This is a genomic window from Vibrio viridaestus (assembly GCF_003856525.1).
Classification (GTDB): Bacteria; Pseudomonadota; Gammaproteobacteria; order Enterobacterales; family Vibrionaceae; genus Vibrio; species Vibrio viridaestus.
The window spans coordinates 40,241-52,412 of sequence record NZ_RJVQ01000011.1 but is presented as its reverse complement, the minus strand read 5'-3'; the positions used below and the strand labels follow the sequence as shown (position 1 = coordinate 52,412).

Genomic DNA, 12,172 nt, shown 5'->3' with positions numbered 1-12,172 from the left:
AACATTTAAACACAGGGACAAGCTTTATTTTTCTGGAGGGAAGCAAACACCAGTGCCACCTAGACCACAATAACCATTCGGATTTTTGGCCAAATATTGCTGATGATAAGTTTCCGCATAGTAGTAAGGACCTGCAGGCAGAATTTCGGTTGTCACGTCAGGCATACCTTGCTCTCTTAATGCTTTTTGATAGGTATTTTTTGACGCTTCAATAATGTTTTTTTGCTGTTCATTGTAATAATAAATCGTTGAACGATACTGTGTTCCAAGATCATTACCCTGGCGCATCCCTTGAGTAGGATCATGTCTCTCCCAAAATAAGCTGAGCAAGTCTTCCAACTCAATATCTCGTGGATCAAAAATAACGCGCACGACTTCGGCATGTCCTGTTTTTCCTGAACATACCTCCTCATACGTTGGGTTAGGCGTATACCCACCCGAATAGCCGACAGAAGTCGAGATAACCCCTTCTTTTTGCCAGAATAAGCGTTCTGCTCCCCAGAAACATCCCATCCCAAACAGGATCTTTTGCTGTCCATGTTGAGGTTCGGCTGTTATACAGGATTGGTTTACATAATGCGTTTCATCTACCTTCATTGATTCATAACGACCTGGTAGTGCATTATCTGCTGTAACCATCATTTGCTTTTCAAGCATGTAAATTCCTTAGTTGTTGCGCTTAATTGTCTATTTTTATTCTAAGCCAAGACGTTTTATTGCCAAAGATTAGGACATCATCAGTATAATGTAGCCCAGTTTTAACTTTATGCGTACAGACGGATGATGTACAAAATGTTAACGTGTATAGTTATATAGCCTATCACTCTTTTATAAGTCAATTAAGGTCGTATGAGATATCGCTCAATCTTTTTTTCCGTTGTGATGCTTTTTTATGCGGTAAAGGGGCATGCTGAAACATCGCTTGAAATCAAAGGTTTAGATGGAGAACCTCAAAAGAATGTAGAGCAGTACCTCTCTTCCATACCATCATCAGACTATTCGACCAGCTTACGTTTTAAAGCGCGTATTGAAAGTAAAATTGAAAGTGCATTAAATGCGTTGGGATATTACAACCCAGAGATAGAATTTATTTCGTCAGAAAACGCTCTCACAGTCAATATTCAGCTCGGTCCTCCTACTGTTGTCAAAACAGTCGACTTTCAGCTAACTGGTGACGCTGAGAATGACCAAGATTTTTTGAATCTTTTGCAGAAAAGTTCGATCAAAGAGGGAGAGAAACTCAGCCATAGTGCCTATGACAGCCTGAAATCAAATATACAAAATCTTGCGCTGGAAAAAGGTTACTTCAATGGTAAGTTTGTAGCGAACAGGATAGAGGTTTCACCTAAGACAAACCAAGCCAATATCATTCTCCACTATGAGAGTGGCAAACGATATTTGTTCGGAAAAACCATTCTGCAGGGAAGTCAGATAGACAATGACCGAGTCTTGTCACTGAAAGGCTTTGAAGAGGGTGAGCCCTACAGGATGAAGCAAATTAGTGAATTCAGTCAGAACTTATCTTCAACAGATTGGTTCTCTTCCGTCTTGGTGGAACCTGATTTCTCTAACCTCGAAAATAAAACAGAACTGCCGGTTAAAGTGACGCTTGATCCAGCGGCAAAAAATCAATTAGAGACAGGGATTGGTTATTCAACGGATGTAGGTGTAAAAGGCACGCTCACTTGGAATAAGCCTTGGTTGAACTCAGCTGGGCACAGTTTTACGAGCAGTTTCTCTTTGTCTTCTCCTGAGCAGACCATCACCGCAAGTTACAAAATTCCGTTAGAAGATGTCCTGCATGAGTACTATCAAATCCAATATGGATTAAAAAAAGTAGATAATCTGGATACTCAGAGCCTGGAATCGAATTTATCGTTAGAAAGACATTGGCTGGAAGATAATGGTTGGAACAAAACCTTGTTTGTCCGATATCTTGTCGAGAATTATGAGCAAGGGGTTCTCGATGACATTGGCCAGTTTGTTTTGCCCGGAGTGACTTTCTCACGGACTCGAACCCGAACTCGAAACTCACAGCTTATCACTTGGGGCGATAAGCAAACCGTGACTCTAGAGTACGGTAATGAAAACATGTTATCTGAAACGGATATATTGCGTTTACAGGCAAGCACTTCCTGGATTCGTTCTTACGGCGACAATCAGCGAGGTCTGATTCGTCTATCCGGTGGCGCTAATCTGGTGGACGATTTTGACAAAGTATCGCCATCCTTACGATTTTTTGCTGGTGGTGATAATAGTATTCGCGGGTATACATATGAATCGATTTCACCGAAAGACTCAACAGATTCTTTAACGGGAGCAAAATATTTAGCCACATCATCAATAGAGTACCAATACCGCCTGTTTGGTAAGTGGTGGGGGGCTGTATTCTATGATTATGGTGATGCTTTTAATACCGAGCCTGATTTCAAACGGGGTACGGGTTTTGGTATTCGCTGGATTTCTCCTTTGGGACCTCTTCGCCTAGATTTTGCTTGGGGACTGGATTCCGACCCAGGCGATCAGTTTAAAATACACTTCACATTGGGTCCTGAATTATGATCACGCGTTTGTTTACACTGGGAAAGTGGCTCTTTGTTAGTGTTGTTATCTTAATTGTATTGATGGTCGTTTCTGTAACCGCCTTATTGTATTCGACTGCAGGATTGAATATTGCGCTGTGGGGTGCTGAAAAGGCGTTACCGAGCTTATCCGTTGCGAGAAGTGAGGGTACATTAGGTAAATCGTTTACACTGCATAACATCGCTTTTATCGATAAAACAAATCATATCGACTTGTCTGCAGAGTCTCTCTCTATATCTCTCGAGGCAACGTGTCTATTTCGTCCCGCTATATGTATTAATCAAATAAAGGGACAAGGTATCAAGTTTGCAATGCAAACCTCTGAGTCACCAGCGGACTCGAAGGAAGATGCGACAGAGAATTCGCAAGTATCAAGTCCTTTACCCATCGATATTAAATCTGCGCAATTGAATGATATCGACATATCAATCGATGGCACAAAGATTAAATGGCAGTCCTTGTCTACTGGTCTAGCATGGAGAGGGGTGAACTTTCGTTTATCCCCAACCGACTGGCAAGGTATCGACGTAAGTTTACCTGTTACTGAAAAAAATACGCAGGGGCAAGCTGTTTCCGCTAAGTCTTCTGACACTGTGATTGAAGGGGTTAAGTTACCCGATATTACCTTACCGTTAAACATGACATTACCTCGTTTAACCGTTAGCGACTTAGTTATCCAGCAAGGTGAAAGCCAAAATAAGATCAATCGTATTGATTTGAGTGTGAATACTCAAAATAGCTCAGTGAATGTGGATAAGTTATCTGTGGTTACACCGCAAGCAGAAGCCTCATTGAGTGGTAAAGCGAACTTAATTGGCGATTATCCACTTAACTTCGACGTAAGTGCTAAGTATCTCCAAGCCCCAATCAAAGGCCAATCAGCCGATGTTGAAATTTCTGGTAGCTTAGCCGACTTGTTGGTTAAACTCGATGCCAAAGGCGCGTTAGAAACTCAGCTTCAGGCGAGTTTATCATTAGTTAAAGATAATCTTCCGTTCGATATCCAGGCTAAAAATACCCATGGTTCTTGGCCGATTGAAAATCAACCTCAGTACTGGCTTGATGTAAGCCAATTGCAGGCAAGTGGAGATTTAAAAAGCTACAGTTTTTCACTTCAGGCGGATACAAAAGCTCAGGATATGGCGGATTTATCCGCAGTGATGAAAGGGAATGGTACGCTATCATCTGTTTCTATCGAGCAGTTACTGATAAAAACACTCGATGGCAGTATTTCAGGAAAACTGACAGCGAACTGGGAACAGGACGTGAAGGTTAATTCAGAACTTGTCATCGATAAGCTAAAACCTGAAGCATTTGTTAAAAATACCCCAGGGGTGATAAACGGGCAGATAAATACGAATGCAACCATTCTCTCAAGTGGTGCATGGAAAGCGAATGTTACAAAACTTGATGTGACGGGCTCAATCAAGGGATACCCTCTAGTCGCCAAAGGTGAAGTCAGCGCCAACTCGACGACGAAAGGCCTTGGCGTTGAAATATCGACTCCGAAACTTGTTGTTTCTCATGGACCAAACCGAGTTGTACTCGATGGTAAGTTAGCGGAAAAATGGAACCTCAATGCCAATATTAATATTACGGATTTGTCGAAAACATTAGCTCAATCAACAGGTCAAGTGACTGGCAACGTGGTTCTAACGGGTTCTCAGGAAAATCCTAAAGCCAACCTGAAACTGTCTGGTCGCAATATTCGTTGGCAGGATTTATTTAAAGCGGAGAGCGTTTCACTGACGGGTGCAGTTTCTTCTTTGACATCTCCTGCAGGACAAGTTGATCTTACGTTATCGCAAGGCGCATTTCAGGATCAGCGATTTAATTCACTCAACGTCAATGTTGATGGTGGTGTATCAAGCCATCGTTTAACCCTCAATATTGATTCTCCTCAGCTTGATGGAAAGGCTTCACTGCAAGGAAGTTTGGATAAGGCGTATTCAAATTGGAAGGGACAAATAACAGACGTTCAGTTATCCCATGAAAGTAAACAATTATCTCTTCTTAAACCTATTGATATTAAAGCTAATATTTCCAAGGGAAGTGCGAGTATTGGCCCTCATTGCTGGGGGGTGGATGACGCCTCTCTATGTTTGGTTAAACAGGCTCAGGTGTCGGCAAATGAAGTCACCGCATCACTGTCATTAAAAGCGTTATCATTGGACTCCATAACGGGCTGGATACCAGATTCTCCGGTGACTGCGAAAGGGGTGATTAATGGTTCTTCTTCTGTGGTGTGGAAAAAAGGAAAAGATGCCGATATAAACGCGGATTTAACTGTCAGCCAAGGTGAAATAAAAACAGTGGGAGACGGTGCTGTTACCTTAGGTTGGGATGACATTTCTCTGAAAGCGCTACTGAAGAAAGGTAAGTTAGACGCTCAGTTAAATGCCAATTTAACGGATAACGGTGATATTTCTCTTAATACGCTCATTCCAGATGTCAAAGCCGAGAATAAAAAGCTTCAGGGAAACCTCAATCTTTCGAAAATTAATATTGATTTCCTTAAGCCTTTACTGGGCGAGTACAGCCAGGCATCCGCTTTGATTAACAGTGATATAAAGCTTAGTGGTGAGTTATTGCATCCGGAGGCGAATGGTGCCGTGACTATCAGCGATATTCATGCCTCTGGGGAGTTGTTCCCTATTGAAGTCAATAAAGGGGACATCAAGCTTAATCTCATGGGGTATGATGCAAAACTAACTGCTCTAATTAATACGCCTGATGGTGATTTAAGTATTGATGGAGATGCTAATTGGGATGACTTGGCGAATTGGACGGTGAATAGCCATGTGTATGCCGATGGACTCAATGTAGATGTGCCGCCAATGGTCAAAATTCAGGTTATTCCAGATATCAACCTGCACATGAAACCAAGCTTGGCTCAAATTGATGGAACAGTAAAAATTCCGAAAGGTATTATTGAAGTTGAAGAGCTACCTGAATCCGCAGTTGAAGTATCGAAAGATCAGGTGATTGTGGATGCGAAGGGCGATCCTGTTGCTGAGCAGGTGATGCCGTTTAAAGTGGATACCAATATTGAAGTGCAACTTGGTGATGAGTTACGGCTATCGGCGTTTGGTCTCAAAGGACGTCTACAGGGACTGCTGAAAATAGCTCAGAAAGATAATGCTCCATTTGTGACTGGTGACGTTAATATTCTCAATGGTACCTACCGTTCGTTTGGACAAGACCTAGTGATTCAACAGGGTAAAGTTATGATGAATGGTTCGGTGAATAAGCCGTACGTTAATATTACTGCCATCCGTAATCCGGATAATATTGAGGATGATGTTACAGCTGGGATAAAGGTCTCAGGACCCGCTGATAATCCTTCAGTAACGGTTTTCTCGGATCCTTCAATGGCTCAGGCTAACGCACTCTCTTATTTGCTGCGTGGACAAGATTTGGATACCGAGGGTGGAGATAACTCGATGACAACGGCGCTCATTGGCTTAAGCCTTGCTCAAAGCGGCCATATTGTTGGTGAACTTGGTCAAGCTGTTGGTGTTCAGGATCTTCAATTAGATACAACCGGTTCCGGTGATGATTCTCAAGTGACAGTGAGTGGTTATGTCCTTCCTGGCTTGCAAGTTAAGTACGGTGTCGGTATTTTTAACTCTGTTGGTGAGTTTACTCTTCGCTATCGACTGGTTAAGAATTTGTATGTTGAAGCCGTCTCAGGTTTAACGAGTGCAGTTGACCTTCTATACCAATTTGAATTTGATTAAGGAGTAAGTCGTGCAGTTACATTTGGTGTTCGTATATGGCTCTTTACGTAAAGGGGAATCAAACCACTGGTATTTGGAAAGCAGCCAGTTTATCGGAGCATTTGCTACTGAGCCAGAATTCGCCATGTATGATTTAGGACCTTATCCTGGTATTGTCGAGGGCAGCTTTTCGGTACGTGGTGAAGTCTATCAAATTGATGACGATACACTACATCATCTGGATGAACTCGAAGATGTCCCCGTGGAGTACCGCCGTGAAACTATTGAAACACCTTATGGTGAGGCTTGGGTTTACATTTATCAGGATGCCTCAAACTTGAACCAACTCGTCTCTTCGGGGGATTGGTGTGAGCGGCTCATTTAAAATGAAATTAATGAAAGAGGTGTTAGAAACACCTCTTTTTCATATTAGCGTCGAATAGAGCTTGTTTTTCTAGTCGTCAAAGCCCGTAGAGCGATTTGAGTTTGGCGCTAAATAAGTATAGTTTTCGTATTCTTTAGACAGTTTAGTGTTAGGTTGATGTAACTACATGAGTAGTCAGCTGGCCTCTGGTGATTATCGTTACCGCTACTTAACAAAAACTGCTAAAATGCGTCCGAAACATTGATATAGGAAGCTGAAATGGCAGATTTTAATAAAATTTTAACTCCAGGCGATTATGAAAATGGCCTAGTGAACGTAGTTGTGGAAATTCCAACTGGTAGCAACCACAAAATTGAATGGAACCGTGAGCTTGCTGTGTTCGAATTAGATCGCGTTGAACCTCAGATTTTTGCGAAACCAACTAACTATGGTTTTATCCCGCAAACTCTTGATGAAGATGGCGATGAGCTTGATGCACTAATCATTACTAGCGAACCTCTTACAACGGGTATCTTCCTAAAAGCTAAAGTTATCGGTGTAATGAAATTTGTTGATGACGGCGAAGTGGATGACAAAGTTGTTGTTGTTCCTGCTGACGACCGTAGCAACGGTAATGCAATTAACTCTCTGGAAGACCTTCCAGCACAGCTTATCAAGCAAATTGAATTCCACTTCAATCACTACAAAGATCTGAAGAAAGCGGGTACAACAACTGTTGAAAGCTGGGGCGACATCGCTGAAGCAAAAGAAGTGATTGCTGAATCAATCCAACGTTGGAATGATCAATAATTAAATATATTTATCCGTAACATGTACGTTTATCTGTCGGGACATGTTACTGGATAAATTGATAAAAGCCGCTTACATATTAGTGTTAGCGGCTTTTTTATATCTAATACTGCTTATGTCAGCACTCCATTTAGCGATCTCTGATTAGATGAATAGTAGGAGTGCTTCGATATTTGGTACCGAGCATAAAAAAGGCGCCCGATTGGGCGCCTCTTCTTATGATAGATCATCTGGGTAGGTTTCAAGGAACTCCTGAAGCTTTTCAACCATATTCACTGAACCAACGAAGAATGGAACACGTTGGTGTAGCTCAGTGGGTTCGATATCCATGATGCGCTGATGACCATCTGTTGCTAGGCCTCCAGCTTGCTCCATTAGGAAGCCCATTGGATTACATTCGTATAGTAAACGGAGCTTGCCTTGAGGATAGGTTAGGTTGCTTGGATACAGATAAATACCACCTTTCAACAGATTACGGTGGAAATCTGATACTAGCGAGCCAATGTAGCGAGATGTGTACGGACGATTGTCCTCAGGCACATTCTCTTGGCAGTATTTAATGTATTTCTTCACGCCCTGAGGGAAACGAATGTAGTTGCCTTCGTTTATAGAGTAAATACGACCATCTTTAGGGATCATCATATTTTCGTGAGAGAGTAAAAACGTCCCTAGTGAAGGATCGTATGTAAAACCATTTACACCATTACCTGTCGTATAGACGAGCATGGTTGAAGAACCGTAGATGACATAACCAGCAGCTACTTGTTTGTTACCAGGCTGAAGAAAATCTTCTTCTGTTGGAGGCGTACCAATAGGAGAAACGCGACGGTAGATAGAAAAAATGGTACCGACAGATACGTTCACATCAATGTTAGTAGAACCATCTAGTGGATCCATTAATACGACGTATTTAGCGTTTTTGTTGAGCTGTTTTTTGAAGATGACAGCTTGGTCTTCTTCTTCACTGGCAACGCCACAAACTTGATCACGAGCTTCTAGCGCTGACTTAAACTTTTCGTTCGCGTAGATATCAAGTTTCTGTTGTACTTCACCTTGGATGTTCTCTTTGCCTGCTGCGCCAGTGATATCAACCAAACCTGCTTTGTTGATTTCACGATTTACAATTTTAGCCGCGAGACGTATCGAGGAAAGAAGCGAAGAGAGCTCCCCGGATGCATGTGGAAAGTCAGCTTGCTTTTCAACAATAAACTCCCCAAGAGTTTGCATTTTAGACATGTTATTTCCTTTAGCATGAAGTAATCGAATTTAGCATCCGTAAATTTATCTTTGTTATTAAGATGCATAAGCGAAGTTTAAGGAACAGAACTTTTTAATGGTACTGAAGTAAGTGACAGACTTCACGTTTTCCTTTTTAAAACAAATACCGCATTTCATTTTATAAATAGTACAAAAATTTCATGAAGTAAACTCTTTGAATCTGGCTCGCTTTTCTGTTTTTTATGTTGATAATAGGGACAGGCAAAGAGTCGAAAATGAGGCGAATTAATGCATATACATATACTTGGAATTTGTGGCACGTTCATGGGAGGAGTGGCTTTGCTTGCTCGTCAATTAGGTCACAAAGTTACCGGTTCTGATGCTAATGTTTATCCACCAATGAGTACACTGCTAGAGTCTCAAGGTGTTGATATTATTGAAGGATATGACGTTTCTCAGTTCGATGTTGCTCCAGATTTAGTCGTTATCGGTAATGCCATGAGTCGCGGAAATCCGTGTGTAGAATATGTGTTGAATAACAACCTAAGATACACATCGGGCCCTCAATGGTTACAGGATTTTCTACTATTTGATCGTTGGGTTTTAGCGGTTTCTGGTACTCATGGTAAGACGACGACAGCCAGTATGCTGACATGGATTTTAGAAAGTAACGGATATGAGCCTGGATTCCTTGTAGGTGGGGTGCTCGGGAACTTTGGTCTGTCAGCAAAACTGGGTAAAAGTATGTTTTTTGTGGTCGAAGCTGATGAGTATGACAGTGCTTTTTTCGATAAGCGTTCTAAGTTTGTTCACTACCATCCACGCACTCTCATCATGAATAACCTTGAGTTCGATCATGCTGATATCTTCGACGATCTTGAAGCGATAAAGCGACAATTTCACCACTTGGTGAGAACTGTACCCGGTAATGGAAGTATCATAATTCCGAGTGATGATAAGGCTATTAATGATGTCATTTCTCGTGGTTGTTGGAGTGAAATACAAAAAGTAGGTGCAGAGGGTGATTGGCAAGCGAAAAAAATGATTGCAGATGGCTCAAAATTCGATGTTATTCTCAATGGTGAGACGGTTGGACATGTCGATTGGTCCTTGATTGGCGATCATAATGTTAATAATGCGTTGATGGCGATCAGTGCTGCTCGGCACGTTGGTGTTACCCCCGAGCTTTCTTGCCAGGCATTAACGTCTTTCATTAATACCAAGCGCCGTTTGGAATTTAAGGGGCAAATTAATGATATTAGAGTCTATGATGATTTTGCCCATCATCCGACCGCGATTAAACTGACTCTGGAAGGGCTTCGTAACAAAGTAGGAGACTCTCGTATTCTCGCTGTATTGGAACCTCGCTCTGCGACAATGAAGTTAGGAGTACATAAAGAGTCTTTGGCTGAGTCTCTCCAAAGTGCTGATGAAGTTTTTCTGTTTCAGCCTGATAATATTCCATGGTCTGTTGATGATGTTGCTGCACATTGTCATCAACCCAACTTTGTCAGTGAGAATATCGATACATTGGTTGATGCTATTGTATTGAGAGCCCAACCGGGTGATACCGTGTTAGTCATGAGTAATGGTGGTTTCGGTGGTATTCACAGCAAATTGTTGGAGGCTTTGGCACAGTAATGAATATAGCGGTTCATGATAAGTCCATTACTCTAGCGTGGACTGGTGCATCCGGTGCTCCATACGGTTTGCGCCTGCTGCAATGTCTGCTGGCGGAACACTACCACGTCTATTTGCTCATCTCGTCGGCTGCAAGAGTTGTTCTGGCAACCGAACACGGTCTCAAGCTTTCTAGTAATCCAGAGAAAGCAAGAGAACAGCTTATTGAACATTTTGGATGCACTGAAAGTTTACTCACGGTATGTGGTAAGGAAGATTGGTTTTCTCCAGTTGCCTCGGGCTCTGCTGCACCTAAAAAAATGATTGTCTGCCCTTGTTCTGCTGGAAGTGTTGCTGCAATAGCGCATGGGATGTCCGATAACCTTATTGAACGAGCAGCGGATGTCGTCATTAAAGAAAAAGGTCAGTTAGTTCTTGTTGTGAGGGAAACACCATTTTCTTCCATCCACTTGGAAAATATGCTGAAACTCTCTCAAATTGGGGTCACGATTATGCCTGCTGCTCCGGGCTTTTACCATCAGCCTAAGACTATTGAAGAGCTGGTTGACTTTATGGTCGCTAGAATATTGGACCATATTGGTATTCAGCAAACCATAGTACCTCGCTGGGGATACGATCACCGCAGCTAACGGTAGCATCTTATCTGGATAAACAGTAGAATTCACCTGACTCACGGGGAGCTTACCATCGATGTTTGATGGCGCTGAGATCAAGTTTGACTTGGAACCCGCATGGACCTGAACCAGATAATGCTGGCGTAGGAATGAGTGAGGTAACAACTCGTCTGTTTCCTTTCCCAAACCTGTGCCGCTCAATACATGGAGAGCGCTCGGTGAAACCTTCTTTTATTCTTCCTTTGTTTAGTGCTGTTGCTGTGACTTCCGCTTGGGCTGAAGATCTACCAACATTGACTGTCTATACATACGATTCATTTGCTTCTGAATGGGGACCTGGTCCTAAAGTCAAACAGGCATTTGAGAAAGTTTGTGGTTGTGAATTGAATTATGTTGCCTTAGACGACGGTGTTTCGGTTCTTAATCGTCTCAAGATGGAAGGAAAATCAACTAAAGCGGATGTGATTCTTGGGCTTGATGATAGCTTGGTTCAAGAAGCGAAAGCGACAGGATTACTCGCTACAAATACTATTGATACGTCAAAGTTAAACGTTCCGGATGGTTGGTCTGATACGACGTTTGTACCGTTCGACTATGGGTACTTTGCATTTGTTTATAATAAATCGCAACTTAAGAATCCACCGACTAGCCTTAAAGAGTTAGTTGAGAAGCGCACTGATATTTCAGTTGTGTATCAGGATCCGAGAACTTCAACGCCCGGTCAGGGACTGATGTTTTGGATGAATGATGTTTATGGTGATCAGGTTGAATCAGCCTGGAAAGCATTGGCGAAGCATACGGTTACAGTCACAAAAGGTTGGTCTGAAGCATATTCTATGTTCTTAAATGGTGAGGCTGATATGGTACTTTCATACACCACGTCACCTGCTTACCATTTAATCGCGGAAGGCGACAATAATTATGCGACGGCTAATTTTTCTGAGGGCCATTACCTTCAGGTTGAAGTTGCAGCAAAAGTAAAAGGGACTAAACACAATACGTTGGCTGAACAGTTTTTACAGTTTCTAATCAGTGATGATGTGCAATCGCTTATTCCAACAACCAACTGGATGTATCCAGTGAGCAATATTAAGTTGCCTGAGGGATATGAAACACTTTCCGTTCCTGAAAAAGTTCTTCATTCTAGCCCTGATGTTGTAGCGAAAAACAGAAAGCACTGGATCCGAGAATGGCAAAAAGCTCTTACTTTCTAAGGTACCTTT

Annotated in this window: 9 protein-coding genes and 1 riboswitch; of the genes, 7 read left to right on the top strand and 2 right to left on the bottom strand. The window is 42.2% G+C overall.

Features of this window, described 5'->3' with window-relative positions; all coding sequences use genetic code 11:
- Positions 1–24: 24 nt before the first annotated feature.
- Positions 25–657 carry a peptide-methionine (S)-S-oxide reductase MsrA gene (gene msrA, locus EES38_RS18380; protein WP_124938683.1) on the bottom strand — a complete coding sequence of 211 codons (633 nt, stop codon included), beginning with the start codon at positions 655–657 and terminating at the stop codon, positions 25–27.
- A gap of 192 nt (positions 658–849) precedes the next feature.
- Between msrA and tamA the strand changes: the two genes are divergently transcribed.
- From tamA to EES38_RS18360, 4 genes are all read left to right on the top strand, one after another.
- Positions 850–2,562 carry an autotransporter assembly complex protein TamA gene (tamA, locus tag EES38_RS18375; protein ID WP_124938682.1) on the top strand — a complete coding sequence of 571 codons (1,713 nt, stop codon included), beginning with the start codon at positions 850–852 and terminating at the stop codon, positions 2,560–2,562.
- A complete protein-coding gene (gene tamB / locus EES38_RS18370) occupies positions 2,559–6,323 on the top strand; it encodes an autotransporter assembly complex protein TamB (protein ID WP_124938681.1) in 3,765 nt (1,254 codons plus the stop codon). The genes tamA and tamB overlap by 4 nt, the downstream gene beginning before the upstream one ends.
- A gap of 10 nt (positions 6,324–6,333) precedes the next feature.
- Positions 6,334–6,687: a gamma-glutamylcyclotransferase family protein gene (locus EES38_RS18365; protein WP_124938680.1), complete on the top strand. Its 354-nt coding sequence runs from the start codon at positions 6,334–6,336 to the stop codon at positions 6,685–6,687.
- A 258-nt stretch (positions 6,688–6,945) separates the two neighbouring features.
- Positions 6,946–7,476 (top strand): inorganic diphosphatase, encoded by a 531-nt coding sequence (locus EES38_RS18360; RefSeq protein WP_124938679.1) that lies wholly within the window; start codon positions 6,946–6,948, stop codon positions 7,474–7,476.
- A 216-nt stretch (positions 7,477–7,692) separates the two neighbouring features.
- Here the strand turns inward: EES38_RS18360 and fbp are convergent, their stop codons facing one another.
- Positions 7,693–8,712: a class 1 fructose-bisphosphatase gene (gene fbp / locus EES38_RS18355; RefSeq protein WP_124938678.1), complete on the bottom strand. Its 1,020-nt coding sequence runs from the start codon at positions 8,710–8,712 to the stop codon at positions 7,693–7,695.
- 270 nt (positions 8,713–8,982) lie between these two features.
- Here fbp and mpl point away from each other — a divergent pair, with 270 nt between their 5' ends.
- From mpl to thiB, 3 genes are all read left to right on the top strand, one after another.
- Entirely contained in the window at positions 8,983–10,335 is a 1,353-nt protein-coding gene (gene mpl / locus EES38_RS18350) for a UDP-N-acetylmuramate:L-alanyl-gamma-D-glutamyl-meso-diaminopimelate ligase (protein ID WP_124938677.1), read from the top strand.
- Positions 10,335–10,964 (top strand): flavin prenyltransferase UbiX, encoded by a 630-nt coding sequence (locus tag EES38_RS18345; RefSeq protein ID WP_124938676.1) that lies wholly within the window; start codon positions 10,335–10,337, stop codon positions 10,962–10,964. Before mpl ends, EES38_RS18345 begins: the two co-directional genes overlap by 1 nt.
- A 34-nt stretch (positions 10,965–10,998) precedes the next feature.
- A riboswitch (TPP riboswitch) is annotated at positions 10,999–11,116 on the top strand.
- Positions 11,117–11,167: 51 nt separating this feature from the next.
- Positions 11,168–12,163 carry a thiamine ABC transporter substrate binding subunit gene (gene thiB, locus EES38_RS18340; protein WP_124938675.1) on the top strand — a complete coding sequence of 332 codons (996 nt, stop codon included), beginning with the start codon at positions 11,168–11,170 and terminating at the stop codon, positions 12,161–12,163.
- Positions 12,164–12,172 lie beyond the last annotated feature (9 nt).

What these genes read in the sequence shown, in the direction of transcription:
- mpl (WP_124938677.1), top strand. Translation starts at nt 8,983, where the DNA reads ATGCATATACATATACTTGGAATTTGTGGCACGTTCATGGGAGGAGTG.
- tamA (WP_124938682.1), top strand. Translation starts at nt 850, where the DNA reads ATGAGATATCGCTCAATCTTTTTTTCCGTTGTGATGCTTTTTTATGCG.
- fbp (WP_124938678.1), bottom strand. Translation starts at nt 8,712, where the DNA reads ATGTCTAAAATGCAAACTCTTGGGGAGTTTATTGTTGAAAAGCAAGCT.
- tamB (WP_124938681.1), top strand. Translation starts at nt 2,559, where the DNA reads ATGATCACGCGTTTGTTTACACTGGGAAAGTGGCTCTTTGTTAGTGTT.
- EES38_RS18360 (WP_124938679.1), top strand. Translation starts at nt 6,946, where the DNA reads ATGGCAGATTTTAATAAAATTTTAACTCCAGGCGATTATGAAAATGGC.
- EES38_RS18345 (WP_124938676.1), top strand. Translation starts at nt 10,335, where the DNA reads ATGAATATAGCGGTTCATGATAAGTCCATTACTCTAGCGTGGACTGGT.
- msrA (WP_124938683.1), bottom strand. Translation starts at nt 657, where the DNA reads ATGCTTGAAAAGCAAATGATGGTTACAGCAGATAATGCACTACCAGGT.